Source organism: Ottowia caeni (genome assembly GCF_050821495.1).
Taxonomy (GTDB): domain Bacteria; phylum Pseudomonadota; class Gammaproteobacteria; order Burkholderiales; family Burkholderiaceae_C; genus Ottowia; species Ottowia caeni.
The window spans coordinates 556,185-575,153 of sequence record NZ_CP151080.1 but is presented as its reverse complement, the minus strand read 5'-3'; the positions used below and the strand labels follow the sequence as shown (position 1 = coordinate 575,153).

Sequence of the window (18,969 nt, the reverse complement as noted above, 5' to 3'; positions counted from 1 at the left end):
ATGAGTTTTTCGCCAATGTCGATTTCCTCGAGACGCAAACTGGGTTTGCTGGGCTGTTTCCTCGCGTTCAGTGGATCGGGTGCGACCCTGGCCCAACCCACGACAGTCACCGTCATGAGCTATGCAGAGGCTCAACAGGCCCTGCTGGAGCGCTCAGACCAACTGGCCGCCAGCCAGAAAGCGGTGGAAAGTGCACGCCTTCGCCGGCAGGGAAGCGCAAGGCTGGGAGGCCCTTCGGTAGCCGTCACGGGCATGGCCTATCACTACTCGGCCAACGCGCAGCTGGATCTGGATCCAGCCCGGCGCTTGTTGCCTGGGGTGCTGGCCACTCTGCCGCCCGCAACCCAGCAGGGCTTGGCCAGCATGCCACTGCCGCCCAGCCTTTACGTGGAACGCGAAAAGAATGTCGCCTCGGCGAATCTATCGCTGATCTGGCCGTTGTACCTTGGTGGGTTGTCGGATGCGGTACGCGGCGGTCTGGATGCGGCCACTGAAGAAGCACAGGCCGATGCGGCCAGCAGCCGCGATTCACTGCTCTCCCTGCTGGCACAACGCTATTTCGGCGCGCAGCTTGCCGAACGTGCAGCCCAATTGCGCGAGCGTTCCCTGGATGCAGTGCGCCGCCATGACGCGGCCGCGCAAAAAATGCTTGCGGCCGGGACCATTGCTCAGGTGGAGCGCTTGCAAGCCCGCGCAGCGCTGGCAGAGGCCGAACAGCAGGCGCGCAAGGCCCGCGACGAGGCTGATCTGGCTGACACGGCGCTGGCCCGCACACTGAAGGTCCATGCTCGGGTACGGCCCGGCTCGCCGCTCTTTGTCAGCAGTCAGCCTTTGCCCCCCTGGATCAGTTTATTGCGGCTGCGGAGCAGCGACATCCCGGCTTGAGCAAAGTGCGAGCCAGGCAGCGCCAAGCGGAATCGCTGCATGAGGCGCAAGAGGCCTTGCGCAGACCTCAGGTGCTTGCCTTTGGCTCGCATGACATTGCCAGCCAAGGCAAGCCCAACTGGATCGCTGGCCTGGCAGTTCGCTGGACGCTGTGGGACAGCCTCGACCGCGATGCCCTGGCCGCCTCGTCTCTTCGCTCGGTAGAACAGGCCGAATTGACGCAATCGCAGATCCGCAGCGACCTCGCACTGCTGGTCGAGAAAAACTGGCTCGGTGTGGAGCAGGCGCGCCGACAGTATCAGGCACAACAGGCGCAGGAAGATTTCGCGCGCGAATTGCTGCGCCTGCGTGAAGCAGGCCTCAAGGAAGGCACCAGCACCCTGATCGACCTGATCGATGCCCAAGCCAATCTAGCCAAGGTGCAAACCGAGCGAGCTTCCAGCGCCAATCAATACGTGCAAGCACTCGCCGCGCTGCTCGAGAGTACCGGGCAAAGCGATGCCTTCGAGCTCTATATGGCCAAAGCCGACACCCAAATTCCACCCGACGCACCATGACCGCAGACAAACGCTCCGATACCCCGGCTCCCTCACGCTCCGAAGAGGCCCACAACGGACAGAGGCCGCTTGCCCTGGCTGCAGCAATACTGACTGTCATCGCCGTAGCCGGCGTGGTCATCTGGGGCTTCTGGCGCGCCGCACAACCTGCGCCTGCCTACTTTCAGGGACAAATGGAAGCGCGTGAAGCCGACATTGCGCCCAAGGTCACGGCACGCATAGCGAAGGTGCACGTCAAGGAAGGGCAAAAGATCGAGCCGGGAGACTTGCTGATCGAGATGGACAGTCCGGAAGTACGAGCCAAACTGGCGCAGGCCGAGGCCGCACGCGATGCCGCGCAGGCCGTGGCCGACAAAGCCCAGGCCGGCGCGCGGCCCCAGGAGGTGCAGATGGCACGCCTGAACTGGCAGCGGGCGCAAGCAGCTGCGGAGTTGGCAGACACCTCCATGCGCCGCGTGCAAAGCCTGTACGACCAGGGTCTGGTAGCGGCGCAAAAGCGTGACGAAGCCCAGGCCAACTACCGAGCCTCTCGTGACCAGGCGCTCGCCGCCAAAGCTCAATATGACATGGCCGCTGCCGGCGCGCGCCAGGAAGACAAGATCGCCGCGCAGGCCCAGGCTCGCCAAGTCCAGGGAGTCGTGGCCGAAGTCGAAGCTGCACGAGCTGAAACCCGGCTCACCAGCCCCGTAGGCGGCGAAATCAGCCAGGTGCTGGCCAAGGAGGGTGAGTTGTCTCCGCAGGGCGTTGCCGTGGTCACGGTCGTTGATCTGCGCGATCAATGGCTGGTACTCAACGTCAGAGAAGACCATCTCTCTCGATTTGCCCAGGGAAGTCGCTTTTCAGGTCGCCTGCCCGCTCTGGACAACCGGGAAGTGCAGTTCGAGGTGTATTACCTGAGCGCACTGCCTGATTTTGCGACCTGGCGAGCCACGCGCGCAGGGCAAGGGTTCGATGCGCGCACATTCGAGGTGCGTGCGCGTCCGGCGGAGCCGATCGAAGGTGCGAGACCAGGCATGAGCGTCGTGGTGGAAGGCGGCAAGTGAGCGCAATGCTTGCCAGCCTGCGCCGCGAATGGCGCCTGCTGCGAGGGCGCGCCTGGGATCTCGCCATGATCACCTGGGTGCCCGCATTGGCCCTGATGCTGCTGGTCTGGATCTTTTCAGCAGGTCTGCCACAGCGGTTGCCCATCGCCGTATGGGATCAGGATCAGAGCAGTCTTTCAAGGCAGCTGACGCGCATGCTGGAGGCCACACCCGGGCTTACCGTTCAGTCTCAGGTGCTCAATGCCTCCGAGGCGCAGTGGGCGCTGCAATCCTTATCGGCATTTGCAGTAGTTGAGATTCCCCCTGGATTTTCCCGAAGCATCAAGCAAGGCCATTCGAGCAACGTCGCGCTGCTGCATAACGCGCAACTGGTCACACATTCGAGCCTGATTCAACGCGACTTGCGCCAGGTGGTGGGCACCCTGTCGGCGGGGATCGAGATGCAATCTCTCGCCAAACGCGGCACGCCTCACCAGGTGCTGGAGGTTCGCATGGAGCCCGTTCGCACCAATCTGGTTTCGCTATTCAATATTTCGAACAACTACGAGCAATTTCTCGCAGCGGCGCTGATTCCTGCGCTACTGCACGTTCTGGCCATGACTGCCGGAGCATGGAGCGTGGGGCGCGAGTTGCGCGACCGCACATTGGGAATGTGGGCGCAGGAAGTCTCTGGCGGGCGCTCTGCCGGCTGGATCACCATGACCAATGCGCTGGCCGGCAAGCTGGTGTTGCCATGGGCGAGCCTGACTCTGTGCGGGCTGGCCGCGCTGCTTTGGATTACCGCTGGGCGCGGCTGGGTCGTTCCAGGCCATCTGTATTGGGTCGCCATGGGATTGGCGGCACTGGTGGGCCTGAGTCTGGCGATCGGCGCCTGCCTTGCTGCGCTCACCCTGTCGCTGCGCATGGCACTCTCTGGTGCGGCACTTCTTTCGGCACCGGCCTTCGCGTTCAGCGGTGTGGGTTTTCCGCTTCTGGCCATGCCAGATTCTGCGCGCAGCTGGGCACTGTCCATGCCTTTCACGCACTACGCAAGGTTGCAGATCGAGCAACTCCAGATGGGTGCGCCTGCCGTTCAAAGCATGCCCATCCTGGGTGGTCTGGTGCTCGCCACATTAGGTTTCGCCATCTTGGCTGCGGCGGGGCTCTGGCGGGGACTGAAGCAACCTCACCAATGGGGAAAGCGCTGAACCCAGGAATGACAGTAGACCGCTTGCAATCTTCAGGAAAATCGCATGAAACCCAGCTTCTGGTGCGCCAATGACATCCGCCAGCTTGGTGAGAACGCCACGCAACCCTTAACGGGCCGCCCCGGCGCGTCCAACTGCCGTTCATAGGCTGCGGCATGGCTTCCTTCATCCGCGCTTTCCTGGACACACTGCGCAACATGGCGGGCGACGGGGCTGTCCTGTTGCTGCTCGTGATCGCCCCTGTTTTCTACAGTTTTTTCTACCCCTGGTTCTACGCTCGAGAGGTGGTGCAACGCGTGCCCGTGGCGGTGGTGGACCAGGACAACAGCGGCCTTGCACGACAGATGCTGCGTTTTGCATCGGCCAGTCCGCGAGTTGACGTGGTCATGACCACCGGTGACGAAGGCGAGGCCCAGCAGGCCCTGATGCGCGGCGAAATCATGGGCTATGCACTGCTGCCCAAGGACCTCAAGCGCCACGTGGTGCGCCGCGAAGACGCCACCATTCCGGTCTACGCCAATGGCGCGTACCCCCTGATCGCCAAACAAGTGCAATATGGATTTGCAGAAGCCTTTGGCACGGTATCGGCCGGCGTTGAATTGAGACGCCTGACGGCAGAAGGTCAGAGCCAACTGCAGGCTGCCAGCAGCCGCGCGCCCGTCAGCCTGCGTTCGGCCGCCATGTTCAACCCAACGGAAGGGTACGGCAGCTTTGTGGTGGCGGCCGTCTCCATCCTGATTCTGCAACAGACATTGCTGATGGGTGGCGCGCTCCTGATCGGGGGCTGGCGTGAACAAGGCCAGGCCGCAGCCCCGCCACATGTGTGGCTGGCACGGCTGGCGGCACTGTGCGTGCCGGGTTGGCTGACAGGGCTTTACTACTTCGGCTGGGTGTTCATCTGGCAGGACCTTCCACGTGGTGGCAACCCCTGGGGAGCCGCGCTACTGCTCGCTGTTTACGTACCCGCGGTCGCCGGACTGGCTGCACTCGCAGGCTGGTGGCTTGCGAACCGCGAACGGGCCATCCAGGTGCTGCTCTTCACTTCGATACCTTTGGTCTTCCTGGGGGGCTTCAGTTGGCCGGTAGAGGCACTGCCCACCGCGTTCCAATGGCTGCGTTGGCTGTCACCCAGCACCGCTGCCATCCAGGGGTCGTTGCAACTCAACCAACTGGGCGCCCCCTTCGAAGCCGTGCTGTTTCCCATATCGGCGCTACTCTTGCTGGCGCTGACAACATGGCTGACCATGCTGTGGGTGGGCAGGCTCAGGCGCTGAGCAACTGATTGGCTATGCGTGGCTTGTAGCCACTGCTCGTCACCGTCCGCAATGCAGCCCCCTGCAACCGGGCTGCACCTCTTCGGGGCGGTACGTCCTCAGTGAACAAAGCCCATCGATCGCTGCTCTCGAACCTCCGGCTTGATGCGGTGCTCAGCCTCGAGCTGCTCCATAAATTCTTCTGCTGAAAACTCGGCCGCCAAAATGTCGCACTGGCGCTTCACGGCGGCGAAATCACCAGGGGCAAGCTGATCCAGCTTTCTCAGTCGTTGGCGAATTTCCTGTGTGAGCTGCTCGGCCTTGCCCGCCAAAGCTTCGGTGATGAACATCTTTTCGCGCTGTTCAGGCATCAGTGGCTTGAACTTGATCTTGAACGTGAAGCGCCTCAGCGCGGCTTGGTCAAGGCGGTCGAGTAGGTTCGTCGTGCAGATGAAGACGCCGTCATGGCGCTCCATCTGTTGCAGCATCTCATTCACTTCGGTCACTTCATAGCTGCGCTGTGCACCCCGGCGATCAAGCAGGAAGCTGTCTGCCTCGTCCAGCAACAATACGGCATTTTCCAGCGCGGCTTCTGTAAACATGGCAGCCATGTTTTGCTCGGTCTCACCCACGAACTTGCTCACCAGGTCGCTGGCCTGCTTGACGATGAGCGGTCGGCCCAAGTGCTCAGCTACATGCTCGCCCAAAGCCGTCTTGCCGGTTCCCGGCGCGCCATAAAAGCACAGCGAGCCATGGCCGCGCGCCTTCAACGCCTCCACGATTCGGGGAATCTCGAACCGGGTTTCGACGTTCAGCATGTCCAGGTCATAAGTCGTGACCTGGCGTCGACCTTTCTTGCCCATCCCTTCCGGTCGTCGGCCCAGAGCAGCATCGGAATTTTGAGCTGGCGCTCGATCAGCGCCTCGAAGACCTCCCCGCCGGTCACGGGCTCTTCATGCGCCAGCTCCGCAAAACGCACCGCGGTGCGGATCTGCGCCGGCGTCAGACCCTTGCGCTCGGTCAGCTTGGCAACAAATTCATCACTCACCGCCACACCTTCCAGTGTTCGGCGGACAAGCTGCTCTCGCGCCCCGGGCGGGGGTGACTTGAGCTCCAGGTGATAGGCAAACCGACGTCGGAATGCCGGATCGATCTGCTCGATGCGGTTGGTGACCCAGAGAGTTGGCACGGGGTTGGATTCGAGGATCTGGTTGACCCAGGCCTTGCCATTGACCGAATGGCTGACGGCGGCACTCATGGCCTGCTGCTCGGCGCGCGCCATGAGCCCGGCGGCATCGACACTGATGGGTGGAAAGACGTCCTCCACCTCATCAAACAGCAGCGCGGCGGCCTCCGCACCCTTGAGGAACACCTGCGCAATTTGCAGCGAGCGATAACGGTCGCGGCCAGACAGGCTGTTGCCGTCGCGGTCGGCGTACTCAACCTCGAAGAGATCCAGGCCTGCTTCGTGCGCCACCACCTTGGCCAACTCGGTCTTGCCAGTGCCAGGAGGCCCATAGAGCAACACGTTCACGCCTACGGCCTTGGTCTGCATGGCCTTGCGCAGCAGGTTGACCAGCACCTGCACATCTTCACCCACAAACCCGAAATCAGCCGCTTTCAACGCACTTGCAGTGGCCGGCCGAGTGAACACGGCCATCAACTCGGCGCGGTCCCGGTATTCACGCATGAGCACCGGGGGCAATTTCTCGCTCACTTTCATCAGGTCGGCCAAATCAGTGATGCTGTGCTCGGAGAGCAGATTTTCGACCAGCCCGATGCGCTCCAGTCGGCCACCTGCACGCAATGCCTCAGCCACCTCGGAGGGCGGCACACCGGCCAGATCGGCAATGGCGGCGTAGGCCTCCGGCGCGTTGTTGACCTTGAATTCGACCAGCAGGCTGCGCAGATCCCGCTGATAGCGCGCCAGCGTACCGTAAAGCAGCAACGCCCTCTCCGCCTTGTTCAGTTGCAGCAGATTTGCCAGCGAATCAATGTTTTTCTCTACCAGGGTAGATTGCTTCTTGAGTGCGTGGCTGAGCCAATGGCCTGTGCTTGAAAGCAGAGCCAGCAGATCCTTGGGGGAATCCTTGGCGTATTCGTCGAGATAGAAAAATAGCGTGCCCTCCTCGTACGGGCCACGCCAGACGCCATGCCGCTCGAGGAACTCGGTGTTGGAGAGTTGCTCATGGCCGCGCCAGAATTCGTTTTCTTTGCAGCGGCGGCCCAGGAATTCGCGCAGACGGGTAAGCACAGGCTCAGGCCAGAGCAGATGCCTTCCGGCCAGTGACATCAGGCCATTGATATCGCGCCGCACATTGAACCGGGGGCCTTGCCTGGCGGCCAGTGTCAACACGAAATGGGAGCACATCAAATCCAGCACTGGAGCGGCGTCCAGCCCCGGCGATGCCAGCATGCCAGCCCGTTCCCGAATCTGAATCATCCGTTTGACCATTTGAATTTCTCCCTGGCGAGGTAGAAAGCGTCGGACCTCAGGGCCCCCACACAAGTTTCACCATAACGCAAGAAAGGCCGGTGTGGAAGACGCAAGAGCATGTTCAAAGCCCCTCTCGGTAAAAATACTGGTTGCCCAGGGCCTTGTTGCGCCGGGTTGACGTTGCCGCGCTGTCCTAGGATGATGGGACAGTTTTAATGGAGAGAGGAATATCAGCATGAATGTGTCCACCATGTGGGACTCGCTTCAGAGCTCGCTCGGAGTACATCTTCCCCAGGTGCTGGGCGCCTTGATGATTTTCATCATAGGCTGGTTCGTGGCTGCCTTGGTGAAAGCTGGTGCGCGCAAAGGGCTGGGCATGCTGCGCCTCAACCAGCGCCTGGCCGGCACCACCGGCCAGCGCGTGGATGTGGAGGGCGTCATCGCCCTTGTCCTGTTCTGGCTGGTGCTGCTGCTTGCGCTGGCCGCCGTGTTCAATGCGCTGAATCTGTCGATGGTGTCCGGATCGCTGGCAGCGCTGACCACCCAGCTCTTTGAATATGCGCCACGACTGCTGGGTGCCGTGCTGCTGGCATTGCTGGCTTGGCTGCTTGCCATCGTCGCGCGCAGCGTCACGCAGAAAATCCTGGATCGGACCACGCTGGACGAAGCACTCTCCGAGCACGCCAACATGTCGCCTATCAGCGACAGCCTCTCCAATGCACTGTTCTGGCTGGTGATCCTGTTGTTTGTGCCCGCGATTTTGGGGGCGCTGCAAATGGAAGGACTGCTGAGTCCGTTGCGCGAGATGACCTCCCGAGCGCTCGACATTCTCCCCAATGCGGTGGGCGCACTGGTCATCGGCGGCGTGGGCTGGATCGTCGCTACCGTACTGCGAAACCTCACCACCAACCTCCTTCGCTCTGCCGGAATCGATCAGGTAGGCACCAAGGCAGGACTGGCCAGCACCGTGCAACTATCTGGCTTGGCCGGGCTGCTGGTGTTCATTCTGGTGTTCGTGCCCTCCTTGATCGCGGCACTCGACGCCCTCAGAATCGAAGCCATCTCGGGCCCCGCCACCGATATGCTGGCCATGCTGATGGAATCGGTGCCGCGCATCGTGGCGTCTGGCCTGATTCTGGTGGTCACGTGGATGGTTGCCTCGTTCGCCTCCCGTCTGCTGGCCAGCCTGTTGGCCAGCGTGGGGCTGGACTCGGTACCGGCCAAGATCGGCATGGCGCATGCATTCGAGAAAACAGCGCCCTCAACGCTGATTGGCCGCATCGCCCTGGCTTTTGCCATGCTCTTTGCCACCGTGGAAGCGGGCAATCAGCTCGGTTTTCACCGCTTTGCCGACATGATCACCACCTTTATCGAGTTCGCGGGCGATGTGCTCCTGGGCTCCTCGATTCTGGTCATCGGTTTCATGCTGGCCAACCTGGCCTATGCAGCCATCGCCCGCGCCAGCGAACATGATGATGGCAGCAACAGCGGGGGTGGCATTGGCTTGGCGCGGGTAGCCCGGTTCGCCATTCTGGGCATTGTCGTGGCCATGGGCCTGCGTGCCATGGGCATCGCGGACGACATTGTCAACCTCGCATTCGGACTCACTCTGGGTGCAGTGGCCGTGGCTGTCGCACTGGCTTTTGGTCTGGGCGGCCGGGAAGCCGCCGGACGCATCGCCTCGCGCTGGGCTGATCGCCTGTGCGCCAAAGACAACAAACCCACGGCTTCCACGCCCCCCGCCACACCAACCGACACGCCGAATGACCAACCCTGAGCCAATCACCTTGGGCAACGACACCACACGTCTGCAAGCTGCTCTAAAGGAGCTGTTCGCCCCTTGGGTGCAAGCCCTGGGTCTGCAGGTAGAAGAAGCCATTGAGAGTGGCGTCGTCATGCGCCTGCCCACCAGCGATCAACTCGCCCGCTCGGGCGGAACGCTCTGTGGCCAGGCCATGATGGCCGCTGCAGACACCGCCATGGTGCTGGCTTTGATCCAGCATTTTGGTGAGTTCCGCCCGTGCACCACGGTGCAGCTCTCCAGCAGTTTCCTGCGCCCCTTGTCTGGCCAGGACGCCCTGATCGAGGCGCGCGTGCTGCGCGCCGGCAAGGCCCTGGCCTTCGGTGAAATTGAGTTGCGCGGCGCCGATGATGGCAAAAGTGTGTGCCGAGTCAGCACCACCTATGCCCTCTTGTAGGCGCGCACCATTGTCACCCCGCTAAAATCACCCCCTTACCCTCCAATTGATAAATTAAAGAGACTGCCCATGTCCGCGCCCCATACTGCCGAAGCCTCCCACGAGCATTTGCCTGAAGACCCGGTCGAGGCTGTGACCAAGCACATCCCGGTGGTCATCCCGGTAGCTGGTGCCATTTTGATCTTTCTGCTGGCGTTCATTGCGGTCACCATGGCCTGAGAGAGAGTTCACGATCTCGGTGGCCGTGCTTGCCTTGGCGCGGCCTCAAAGGTCATGTGTTTCGTGGCTCTATTCCGGCGCTCTTGCAGCAGCGCCAGCGGCGTTTCATAAAATAGTCACCTGATTAGGCTAGCCGGAGCAGGATTTGCTGTTCCTGGGCGCGGTATCTGGAACCCGCTGCCACCTCTTTTTTCCTGCCAGTTTTCTTTCCAAAGGCCGCTCCTGCCGCCTTTGGAAAGATTATTTATACCTTAAGGAGTCTTTTTCCATGAACGCACCAGTCATGCAGGGCACCCCGCTGAATGTCCCTGAGTATGTCAAGAATGCCAAGCTGATCTCCTGGGTCGGCGACATGGTGGCACTGTGCAAGCCTGCTCAGGTGTACTGGTGCGATGGCTCCGAGGCTGAGTACCAGCGCCTGTGCCAGCAGTTGGTGGATTCCGGCACGCTGATCAAGCTCAACCCCGCCAAGCGCCCCGGCTCGTTCCTGACCCGCTCTGACCCATCCGACGTGGCGCGCGTGGAAGACCGCACCTTCATCTGCTCGGAAAAGCAGGAAGAGGCCGGCCCCACCAACAACTGGACTCCGCCCGCTGAAATGCGCGCCAAGCTGCAGCCGCTTTTCGACGGCTGCATGCGTGGCCGCACCATGTACGTGGTGCCATTCTCCATGGGCCCGCTGGGTTCGCCCATTGCCCACATCGGCGTCGAGCTCTCAGACAGCGCATACGTGGCCGTCAACATGAAACTGATGACGCGCATGGGCAAGGGCGCCATTGACGTCCTCGGCGAAAGCGGCGAGTTCGTGCCTTGCGTGCACACCGTGGGCGCTCCGCTGGCCGAAGGTGAGACCGATCAGACCAGCTGGCCCTGCAACCCCGATGTGAAATACATCGTCCATTACCCTGAAACACGCGAGATCTGGAGCTATGGCTCCGGCTACGGCGGCAACGCCCTGCTTGGCAAAAAATGCCTGGCCCTGCGCATCGCCTCCAAGATGGGTCAGGACGAAGGCTGGCTGGCCGAGCACATGCTGATCCTGGGCGTGAGCAACCCCGAAGGCAAGAAATACCATGTGGCAGCCGCCTTCCCGAGCGCCTGCGGCAAGACCAACTTCTCGATGCTGGTGCCACCTGCCGGCTTTGACGGCTGGAAGGTCACCACGATCGGCGACGACATCGCCTGGATCAAGCCGGGAGCCGATGGCCGCCTGTACGCCATCAACCCCGAGGCGGGCTATTTTGGCGTGGCGCCGGGCACGAACACGCTCACCAACCCCAACTGCATGGCCACCCTCACCAAGGACGTGATCTTCACCAACGTCGCCCTCACCGACGACGGCGATGTGTGGTGGGAAGGCCTGGACAAGGACCAGGGCAACCAGTTGCCAGCGCACCTGATCGACTGGCAAGGCAATGACTGGACCCCTGAAGACGGCAAGGCCGGCAAAAAGGCCGCTCACCCCAATGCCCGCTTCACCGTGGCCGCCATCCACAACCCGGCCATCGACCCTGCCTGGGACGACCCAGCCGGCGTACCGATTGACGCGTTCATCTTCGGCGGCCGCCGCTCCACCACCGTGCCGCTGGTAACCGAGGCACGCAACTGGACCGAGGGCGTCTACATGGCCGCCACCATGGGCAGCGAGACCACTGCGGCAGCCTTCGGCGCGCAGGGCGTGGTTCGCCGCGATCCGTTCGCGATGCTGCCATTTTGCGGCTACAACATGGCCGACTACTTCGGTCACTGGCTCAAGCTGGGCGAAAAACTGCGCGCACAAGGCGCCAAGCTGCCCGCCATCTACTGCGTCAACTGGTTCCGCAAGGACGAGGCCGGCAAGTTCGTATGGCCTGGTTACGGCGAAAACATGCGCGTGCTGAAGTGGATCATCGACCGCGCGGAAAACCGCGCCGCCGGCGAGCAAACCCTGTTCGGTATTGCGCCCGCCTACAACGAGATCAACTGGAACGGCCTCACCTTCTCGCAAGAGCAGTTCGCCACCGTGACCAGCGTGGACAAAGCCGCCTGGGAAGAAGAGTTCCGACTGCACGATGAGCTGTTCACGCAACTCGCTCACGGCCTGCCCGAAGCCCTGACGGCCACCAAGGCCGAACTGCAGGAACGACTGGCCACGCTGGCCTGATTTGCTTGCGCGCCCACACTACCTGGGCGCGGTGCAGAAAGGGCACTCGTCTGACGCCGGGGCTTTCGACTCCTTGGCACAATCGTCCTTCATCATGGATCATTACCGTGCCTTGGGAGGACCGATCATGAAGCTCCGTACTTTCTCCGTTCTGGCAGCCGCGGCCCTGCTGGCCGCCGGCTGTGCCAGCACCACCAGCGGCAGCGTGGCCGCTGGGGGCCAAAGCCGCTCACAGCTTCTGCTGGTTTCTCAGCAGGAGGTGATTCAGGAATCGCTGAAATACTACGATGAGCAGAACCGCGAAGCCCGCTCCGACGGCAAGCTGATCACCAGCGGTGCTGAATTCAACCGCGTGCAGGCGGTGATGCGGCGCCTGGTGCCCCACGTAGCGGTCTTCCGACCTGACGCCGTGCAGTGGCCCTGGCAGCTCGTACTGATCAATGAAGACACCGTCAACGCCCATGTAATGGCTGGCGGCAAGATCACTTTCTATACGGGCATTTTGCGCAGACTACAGCTCACAGACGACGAGATAGCGGCCGTCATGGGCCACGAGATGGCGCACGCTCTGCGTGAGCACACCCGCGAAAAGATGTCGCAAAGCGCAGCGGGCGATCTGGCCATATCCATCGGCGGCGCACTGCTGGGGCTGGGTCAAGGCACCACCCAGCTGGCCAGCATGGGCAAACAGTTGGCGCTAGACCTGCCCTTCTCGCGCAATATGGAGAGCGAGGCTGATTTGTACGGGTTGGAACTGGCCGCCCGTGCCGGCTACAACCCGAATGCCGCCGTCACACTCTGGCAAAAGATGGCTACCTTGGGTGGCGGTGGGCCCCAATTCCTATCCACCCACCCCTCTTCCGGCGACCGCACGGCGGCCTTGCGGGCGGCCATTCCACGGGTGATGCCGCTCTACGAAGCGGCGAAAGCAGGTCGCAGGTAGGAACGTTGGCTCAAGAGTTGACCTGCTGCTCTGAAACCGGTCCTGAACTCACGCCCCTCCCGGAGCTCACGTGCATTTGACATGGCCAGCATTAGCTTGCTGGTCGCGTCGAGCACATCCTCAGCATGCTCGAGAAATTCCTTACCCTGCAGGGTGAGCACGCTCTTGTTGCCCCTGCGATCCAATAGGCGCATGTCAAAACTGCTCTCCAGCTCATTGACCCGCTTGGCGATGGCCGACTGAGTGGCGCAAAGCTTATCCGCGGCCGCCTGAAAACTACCGAGCTTGGCGGTCCAATACAAAGCTTCAAGTTGCTTGATGGTTGGCGAATGTGTCAGCATGGCGAGATGATGGGAGTTACAGCAGTACCATCACTAAGCACACTTCATGCCAAATCTCGCCATCCACTCAGGTGAGCGTGAGTTAAGTGCGGGCTGCCTGCAACTGTGCTCGCGTCGATTGTGCTGCGGAGCGCGCCGCCTTCGCAAAGTCTGCCCCGCTTCCGGCGTACAAAATTGCGCGAGAACTATTGACGATGATCGGGCCCGTTGTGGCGCTCGCAGTTCCGCGCCAGCCGGCCTGCACGGTCGCTGCAGCGTCTCCGCCCTGCGCCCCGACGCCAGGAATCAACAGAGGCACGGTGGGTGCCAGTTCGCGCACACGCTCGATTTCCTGCGGATAAGTGGCACCAACGACCAAACCGAGTTGTCCGTTCAGGTTCCATGCTCCTTGAGCCAGTTGCGCAATGTGTTCATACAGAAGGGGTTGGCCGGGAACTGAGGCCAGCCGCTGGTTTTGCAGGTCGTCTCCACCAGGATTGGAGGTGCGGCACAGCAAGAACGCCCCCTTGCCTTCATACTTGAGGTAGGGAAGCACGGAATCAAAGCCCATGAACGGTGACAGCGTGACGGCATCAGCGCCGTAACGCTCGAAGGCCTCACGGGCATACTGCTCAGCGGTGGAGCCAATGTCTCCTCGCTTGGCATCGAGAATGACCGGAACATGCGGAGCCACGCTGCGCATGTGGGCCACCAGGCGCTCCAGTTGAGGCTCCGCCCTGTGCGCGGCAAAGTAGGCGATCTGAGGCTTGAATGCGACTACGAGATCAGCGGTGGCCTCGACGATGGCAGCACAGAAGTCGTAGATGCCGTCAGCATTGCGCGCTACGCCCTCAGGAAAACGCGATGGCTCAGGATCAAGCCCCACGCACAACATTGAGGCATTGGCGCTTTCAGCAGCCCGCAATTGGTCGAGAAATGTCATGGGGCTATTTTAGAGAACCGGCAGGTCACGTCATGGAATCGGGCTCAGAGCAGACCAGAATCCGGCGCTTGGTTGATACAAGAAAACCTTCTGCGCAGACCACAGAAGGTTTCTTGTGTGAGCACAGCCAGAGCATGCAACTCTGGCGGACCTGAACTGCGTTTACTTCAGGGGCGGTGTCAGCACAGGGGCCTTGCGGGGCTGATAGGCCTGCTCGAAGGCAAACGCATAGGACAGCAATTTGGGCTCTGTGTAATCCAGGGCCAGCAGCTCCGCGCCTACAGGGACGCCCAGCCTGGCCGTCGGGCTCGGCTCAGAGAAGCCTGCGGGAAACGTCACAGCAGGAAAGCCTGTGCCGTTCGAGAGCACGCCATTGCGCTCAGGTTGCGAATGGTCGCCAATGGGTGCCACCAGCACGCTTTGCAGGGGATACAGCAAGGCGTCCACCTTGTTTTCCGCCATCGCTGCTGCCAGCGCAATGCGCAGCTTTTCGCGGTTCAGGGTGCGTGTCTTGTAGCGATCACTGTTCATGCCGTTTTGCACAGCGGCTTCAGCTTCCAGAGCCTTCTGAATGGCGGGGGAAACCGTATGCAAGGGCAAGGCGCTTGAAGAAGACGAGTTGAAGCCGGCAGAAGCACTCAAGTCTTCAGCTCCCGACCAACCCTCCAGCGCCTTTGCGCCGGTTTTCAGAGATCAGAAAAAGGCCGAGGAAATGATCAACGAATTCAAGCGCGGCCTTATTCCTCCCGAACTGCGCCACTAAGGTGCCGTTTTTGCCCGCGATCCACCGCAATGCGGTCACCAGTTGAAGCGGTTCGCAGCAGACTTCAGACTCCAGCTTGACCTTTGCTACGAAGACGCAACCCGACACTTCCCGTGAGGGCACTGAACAGGAGCATAAGCCCCCACCAGGAGAGCGTCGGCACGGCATGCAACTCCGGCTCAGGTGTCGACTCGAATGTGAAACTGAAATCTGTCTCGATTTCAACATCCTGGGCGTTCAGGAGGGTGATGGGTACCGTCCGGGCGCCGCGCGGCACTCGTACGACCAAACGCTCGCCACTCTCCACAATTGCTTGCGCTAAAGTACGGCCAAACTTGACGTGCGTCACACCGTAAAAAGCGTTTCCGCTCAGTACCACCTCTTCACCAGGCTTGGCCTGCCTAGGCTCGATACCAGAAACCTGGGCCCGCTCCAGATCGCACTGGAGCTCGAAGACATAGTCGGCAGCATTGGGCAAGTCTAAATTTAGGCCGAACGACAAATAATTTATCTTGAGGTCCGATGTGTCTGCAGACGCCGAACTCATTCTCACGATAGCAGGTTGTCTAAATCTCCATAAACTAGAACCAGATACAATGCCTCCTCGGGTGGGGTCGCTCAAGCGTGAGGCGAAGTATGAGCGGACTACATACGCGGAACTTGGGGGCAAACGGGGATTGGGCAGAATTGTGATCACATCCTTCGGATTGAATTGAGTGCCGTAATATGACGCGCCGCCGTTGCCGGCCTTATCATTCGCCCGAATCGAGCTACCGGCTGCCTCAACGCACGAGCTGGCGTATCCGTAGCTTGGCAAGAAAAACATGGTGCTCCAGGCACAAAACGCAAGAACGCTTGAACGACGCATAAAACCCCTCTGCAAAACTGAATCTATCTACTTACTCTACCGCTATTTATAACAAATTTATACGCAATTTAACAGTAAGCAAAGTTCGAGGGCGAAGACAAGCGCGGCCGTGCATTGCCCCGTGTGCAATCAAAAAGTGTGTGCGAAATCACCCACGCGCATAAACTTTCGTGTGAGTGAGGTCCTGCGAGCTGCACTTAGAATGGCCGACTGATCAACGCCCTGGGACCAAGAGCCACTCCAGTGCCAATTCGGCGCCCCGCTGGATCGCTTCTCGCCAATAGCTCGACATCTATTGACTGCAAAACGCCTTGCGCCTCAGTCCGATCCGCTGTACAAGGATTTTCGAGCCGTCATCAGGGAATCCCTGGGGCGTTGCAGGGCGGCTCGTTTGGAAACGGGGGTCTTGAATGTCACGTCAGACTTTGGGACACCCAGGCCGGTGCCCTTAGCTTCTAGCAGCCTGCAGCAATGCGCGGGTGGATTGCGCAGCAGCACGTGCGGATGCGGCAAAGTCGGTGCCGCTGCCGGCGTAGAGGATGGCACGAGAGCTGTTCACGATCACAGAGCCAGTGGTTTGCCCCGCGGTACCACGCCAGCCTGCCTTGACGGTGGCTGCCGCATCTCCGCCTTGGGCGCCTACGCCTGGAATCAGCAAAGGCACGGTAGGCGCAAGCTCACGCACGCGCTCGATCTCCTGCGGGTAGGTGGCGCCTACTACCAAGCCAAGTTGACCGTTGGTATTCCAAGTCCCTTGCGCCAACTGAGCGATGTGCTCATACAACCGCGGTTCACCGGGAAGGTAAGCCAAGCGCTGGTTCTGCAAATCGTCTCCCCCGGGATTTGAGGTGCGGCACAGAAGGAACGCGCCTTTGCCTTCATATTGAAGATAAGGCATGACGGAATCGAACCCCATAAACGGAGATAAAGTGACCGCGTCTGCCCCGTAACGCTCAAAGGCCTCAAGTGCATATTGCTCGGCCGTGGAACCGATGTCACCTCGCTTGGCATCGAGAATGACCGGAACATGCGGAGCCACGCTGCGCATGTGGGCCACCAGGCGCTCCAGTTGGGGCTCCGCCCTGTGCGCGGCAAAGTAGGCGATCTGAGGCTTGAATGCGATCACCAGGTCGGCTGTTGCCTCGACGATGGCAGCACAGAAGTCGTAGATGCCGTCAGCATTGCGCGCTACGCCCTCAGGAAAACGCGATGGCTCAGGATCAAGCCCCACGCACAACATGGAGGCATTGGCGCTTTCAGCAGCCCGCAATTGGTCGAGAAATGTCATGGGGCTATTTTAGAGAACCGGCAGGTCACGTCATGGAATCGGGCTCAGAGCAGACCAGAATCCGGCGCTTGGTTGATACAAGAAAACCTTCTGCGCAGACCACAGAAGGTTTCTTGTGTGAGCACAGCCAGAGCAAGCAACTCTGGCGGACCTGAACTGCGTTTACTTCAGGGGCGGTGTCAGCACAGGGGCCTTGCGGGGCTTATAGGCCTGCTCGAAGGCAAACGCATAGGACAGCAGTTTGGGCTCTGTGTAATCCAGGGCCAGCAGCTCCGCGCCTACAGGGACGCCCAGCCTGGCCGTCTGGCTCGACTCAGAGAAGCCTGCGGGGAAAGTCACAGCAGGAAAGCCAGTGCCATTCGACAGCACGCCATTGCGCTCAGGTTGCGAATGGTTGCCAATGGGCGCCACCAGCACGCTTTGCAGGGGATACAGCAAGGCGTCCACTTTGTTTTCCGCCATCGCTGCAGCCAGCGCAATGCGCAGCTTTTCGCGGTTCAGGGTGCGTGTCTTGTAGCGATCACTGTTCATGCCGTTTTGCACAGCGGCTTCAGCTTCCAGAGCCTTCTGAATGGCTGGATGCGCCTGCTTCAGGGCCACCAGCTGATCAAAGTCCCTGACCGGCGCATTGGCGGGCAAAGTCTTGAAGTAGAAGTTGAACGCATCACGCGCTTCCATCTGGTCGGTGGATGTCTGGCTGGTCAGCTCCTTGTAGCCTGGAATGCGCACTTCCACCACCGTGGCCCCCAGTGCCTTCATCTTCTCCACCGTGTCTTTCATGACGGTATTGACGGGCGCATGGCGCTCCTGGTCACCCAGGGTATCGACCAGCAGACCGACGCGTGCACCGCGCAGTGCGTCCTTGTCCAGCGCATCCAGGTAGCTCTTGGGTGTCTTGCCCACACCCAGGGCTGTGATGGGGTCTGCGGGGTCAAAAGCAACAATCGCATCCAGCATGCGTGCGGCATCGCTCACCGTGCGGGTGATGGGACCGATTTCATCCTGCGTAAAACTGTTGGGCATCACGCCATCGCGGCTGATCAGGCCACGTGTGGGGCGCACGCCGACCAGGCTGTGCGCAGACGCAGGGGAACGAATGGACTGGCCTGTATCACTGCCTGTAGACAGCACGCCATAGCTGGCCGCCATGGCCACACCCGAACCGCCGCTGGAGCCACCGGGTGTACGTGTCAGGTCATAGGGGTTGAGGGTCTGGCCGCCCAGCGAACTCACCGTAGTGCCGCCGCGCGCAAATTCCATCAGATTCGACTTGGCCAGAATGATGGCACCCGCCTCCTTCATCTTGCGAATGGCAAATGCATCATCATTGGGCATGGAATCCTTCATGGACACATTTGCACCAGTTGTGGGCATGCCTGCAACGTCAAAGTTGTCCTTGGCGATCACTGGCACGCAAAACAACTTGTCCAGCACCCTGGCGTCTTGCTTGTACTGTGCATCCAGCGCACGCGCCTGGTCCAGCGCCTGCTGGTTGACCGCAAGGATCGCCTTCAGCTTGGGGCCTTTCTGGTCATACGCTGCAATACGGTCCAGAAAACTCTGTGTGATGCTTTCACACGACTTGCCAGCTCTGATCTCTGCATGCAGCGAGGCCACCGTGGCTTCTACAGGGTTGCTGTGTGCAGACACTGCCGCCATCAACGTCAAGGCGGCCAAAACTGTTTTCTTCAAACGCATCGTTCACTTTCATCTAACGGTTAAGAACAGTTCTGTTCAGCAAATGGCGTGCCCACGCTGGTCTTTGCCGCGCATCCTTACAAGTGAATACATATATTCACACTCGAACACCTCATGACCGCCTGCGCTTGCGCCACAAGGACTGCGGGCACGGCGTGGAGAATGCGCGGTCAGTGGCCCGCCGTTGGGCAAGGAATAATGAAGACGTGGGTCATCAGGGGCAC

The 18,969-nt window shown here is 60.7% G+C and carries 16 protein-coding genes and 2 pseudogenes; 11 read left to right on the top strand and 7 right to left on the bottom strand.

The window, feature by feature from the left end; all coding sequences use genetic code 11:
• The first annotated feature begins 15 nt into the window (after positions 1 to 15).
• The 5 genes and pseudogenes from AAAK34_RS02750 (at position 16) to AAAK34_RS02730 (ending at position 4,946) form a co-directional block, all read left to right on the top strand.
• Positions 16 to 885 (top strand): TolC family protein, encoded by an 870-nt coding sequence (locus AAAK34_RS02750; protein WP_431777715.1) that lies wholly within the window; start codon positions 16 to 18, stop codon positions 883 to 885.
• Between the two features lie 5 nt (positions 886 to 890).
• Positions 891 to 1,442: a TolC family protein gene (locus AAAK34_RS02745; protein WP_431777994.1), complete on the top strand. Its 552-nt coding sequence runs from the start codon at positions 891 to 893 to the stop codon at positions 1,440 to 1,442.
• 69 nt (positions 1,443 to 1,511) lie between these two features.
• Positions 1,512 to 2,485: pseudogene (locus AAAK34_RS02740) on the top strand (HlyD family secretion protein).
• 5 nt (positions 2,486 to 2,490) lie between these two features.
• Positions 2,491 to 3,672 (top strand): ABC transporter permease, encoded by a 1,182-nt coding sequence (locus AAAK34_RS02735; RefSeq protein ID WP_231696664.1) that lies wholly within the window; start codon positions 2,491 to 2,493, stop codon positions 3,670 to 3,672.
• Positions 3,673 to 3,827: 155 nt separating this feature from the next.
• Entirely contained in the window at positions 3,828 to 4,946 is a 1,119-nt protein-coding gene (locus AAAK34_RS02730) for an ABC transporter permease (protein ID WP_231696639.1), read from the top strand.
• Positions 4,947 to 5,044: 98 nt separating this feature from the next.
• Here the strand turns inward: AAAK34_RS02730 and AAAK34_RS02725 are convergent.
• Positions 5,045 to 7,380 (bottom strand): annotated as a pseudogene (locus tag AAAK34_RS02725) (ATP-binding protein).
• A 217-nt stretch (positions 7,381 to 7,597) separates the two neighbouring features.
• On the opposite strand from AAAK34_RS02725, the gene AAAK34_RS02720 reads away from it, so the two are divergent.
• The 5 genes from AAAK34_RS02720 to AAAK34_RS02700 all read left to right on the top strand — a co-directional run bounded on the left by AAAK34_RS02720 (position 7,598) and on the right by AAAK34_RS02700 (position 12,865).
• Complete coding sequence (locus tag AAAK34_RS02720; RefSeq protein ID WP_231696637.1) at positions 7,598 to 9,139, top strand: mechanosensitive ion channel; 1,542 nt, start codon at positions 7,598 to 7,600, stop codon at positions 9,137 to 9,139.
• The gene (locus tag AAAK34_RS02715; RefSeq protein ID WP_231696636.1) at positions 9,126 to 9,560 is read left to right on the top strand and encodes a PaaI family thioesterase; all 435 of its coding nucleotides are present in this window, start codon (positions 9,126 to 9,128) and stop codon (positions 9,558 to 9,560) included. The genes AAAK34_RS02720 and AAAK34_RS02715 overlap by 14 nt, the downstream gene beginning before the upstream one ends.
• A gap of 69 nt (positions 9,561 to 9,629) precedes the next feature.
• On the top strand, positions 9,630 to 9,779 hold the full coding sequence (locus tag AAAK34_RS02710; RefSeq protein WP_231696635.1) for a hypothetical protein: 150 nt from the start codon (positions 9,630 to 9,632) through the stop codon (positions 9,777 to 9,779).
• Between the two features lie 268 nt (positions 9,780 to 10,047).
• A complete protein-coding gene (locus AAAK34_RS02705; protein ID WP_231696634.1) occupies positions 10,048 to 11,922 on the top strand; it encodes a phosphoenolpyruvate carboxykinase (GTP) in 1,875 nt (624 codons plus the stop codon).
• 127 nt (positions 11,923 to 12,049) lie between these two features.
• On the top strand, positions 12,050 to 12,865 hold the full coding sequence (locus AAAK34_RS02700) for a M48 family metallopeptidase (protein ID WP_231696633.1): 816 nt from the start codon (positions 12,050 to 12,052) through the stop codon (positions 12,863 to 12,865).
• Here AAAK34_RS02700 and AAAK34_RS02695 read toward each other — a convergent pair.
• The 3 genes from AAAK34_RS02695 to AAAK34_RS02685 form a co-directional block, all read right to left on the bottom strand.
• On the bottom strand, positions 12,835 to 13,206 hold the full coding sequence (locus AAAK34_RS02695) for a LysR family transcriptional regulator (RefSeq protein ID WP_231696632.1): 372 nt from the start codon (positions 13,204 to 13,206) through the stop codon (positions 12,835 to 12,837). The genes AAAK34_RS02700 and AAAK34_RS02695 overlap by 31 nt on opposite strands.
• An 82-nt stretch (positions 13,207 to 13,288) precedes the next feature.
• Positions 13,289 to 14,128, bottom strand: a complete 840-nt coding sequence (gene pyrF, locus AAAK34_RS02690; RefSeq protein WP_231696631.1) for an orotidine-5'-phosphate decarboxylase — start codon at positions 14,126 to 14,128, stop codon at positions 13,289 to 13,291.
• A gap of 162 nt (positions 14,129 to 14,290) precedes the next feature.
• Complete coding sequence (locus AAAK34_RS02685) at positions 14,291 to 14,659, bottom strand: hypothetical protein (RefSeq protein ID WP_231696630.1); 369 nt, start codon at positions 14,657 to 14,659, stop codon at positions 14,291 to 14,293.
• A gap of 40 nt (positions 14,660 to 14,699) precedes the next feature.
• Between AAAK34_RS02685 and AAAK34_RS02680 the strand changes: the two genes are divergently transcribed.
• Positions 14,700 to 14,891: a hypothetical protein gene (locus tag AAAK34_RS02680; protein WP_231696629.1), complete on the top strand. Its 192-nt coding sequence runs from the start codon at positions 14,700 to 14,702 to the stop codon at positions 14,889 to 14,891.
• A 64-nt stretch (positions 14,892 to 14,955) separates the two neighbouring features.
• Here AAAK34_RS02680 and AAAK34_RS02675 read toward each other — a convergent pair whose 3' ends face one another.
• From AAAK34_RS02675 to AAAK34_RS02665, 3 genes are all read right to left on the bottom strand, one after another.
• Positions 14,956 to 15,369, bottom strand: a complete 414-nt coding sequence (locus AAAK34_RS02675; RefSeq protein ID WP_431777714.1) for an IPT/TIG domain-containing protein — start codon at positions 15,367 to 15,369, stop codon at positions 14,956 to 14,958.
• 838 nt (positions 15,370 to 16,207) lie between these two features.
• Positions 16,208 to 17,047, bottom strand: a complete 840-nt coding sequence (gene pyrF / locus AAAK34_RS02670) for an orotidine-5'-phosphate decarboxylase (RefSeq protein WP_231696627.1) — start codon at positions 17,045 to 17,047, stop codon at positions 16,208 to 16,210.
• A 162-nt stretch (positions 17,048 to 17,209) separates the two neighbouring features.
• Positions 17,210 to 18,745 carry an amidase family protein gene (locus AAAK34_RS02665; RefSeq protein WP_231696626.1) on the bottom strand — a complete coding sequence of 512 codons (1,536 nt, stop codon included), beginning with the start codon at positions 18,743 to 18,745 and terminating at the stop codon, positions 17,210 to 17,212.
• Positions 18,746 to 18,969: the final 224 nt, after the last annotated feature.

Bases quoted from the DNA above. Each gene is read 5' to 3' on its own strand.
- AAAK34_RS02700 (WP_231696633.1), top strand. From the start codon at position 12,050: ATGAAGCTCCGTACTTTCTCCGTTCTGGCAGCCGCGGCCCTGCTGGCC.
- AAAK34_RS02685 (WP_231696630.1), bottom strand. From the start codon at position 14,659: ATGAACAGTGATCGCTACAAGACACGCACCCTGAACCGCGAAAAGCTG.
- AAAK34_RS02735 (WP_231696664.1), top strand. From the start codon at position 2,491: ATGCTTGCCAGCCTGCGCCGCGAATGGCGCCTGCTGCGAGGGCGCGCC.
- AAAK34_RS02715 (WP_231696636.1), top strand. From the start codon at position 9,126: ATGACCAACCCTGAGCCAATCACCTTGGGCAACGACACCACACGTCTG.
- AAAK34_RS02750 (WP_431777715.1), top strand. From the start codon at position 16: ATGTCGATTTCCTCGAGACGCAAACTGGGTTTGCTGGGCTGTTTCCTC.
- AAAK34_RS02710 (WP_231696635.1), top strand. From the start codon at position 9,630: ATGTCCGCGCCCCATACTGCCGAAGCCTCCCACGAGCATTTGCCTGAA.
- AAAK34_RS02665 (WP_231696626.1), bottom strand. From the start codon at position 18,745: ATGCGTTTGAAGAAAACAGTTTTGGCCGCCTTGACGTTGATGGCGGCA.
- AAAK34_RS02680 (WP_231696629.1), top strand. From the start codon at position 14,700: ATGGCGGGGGAAACCGTATGCAAGGGCAAGGCGCTTGAAGAAGACGAG.
- AAAK34_RS02695 (WP_231696632.1), bottom strand. From the start codon at position 13,206: ATGCTGACACATTCGCCAACCATCAAGCAACTTGAAGCTTTGTATTGG.
- AAAK34_RS02730 (WP_231696639.1), top strand. From the start codon at position 3,828: ATGGCTTCCTTCATCCGCGCTTTCCTGGACACACTGCGCAACATGGCG.
- pyrF (WP_231696627.1), bottom strand. From the start codon at position 17,047: ATGACATTTCTCGACCAATTGCGGGCTGCTGAAAGCGCCAATGCCTCC.
- pyrF (WP_231696631.1), bottom strand. From the start codon at position 14,128: ATGACATTTCTCGACCAATTGCGGGCTGCTGAAAGCGCCAATGCCTCA.
- AAAK34_RS02705 (WP_231696634.1), top strand. From the start codon at position 10,048: ATGAACGCACCAGTCATGCAGGGCACCCCGCTGAATGTCCCTGAGTAT.
- AAAK34_RS02720 (WP_231696637.1), top strand. From the start codon at position 7,598: ATGAATGTGTCCACCATGTGGGACTCGCTTCAGAGCTCGCTCGGAGTA.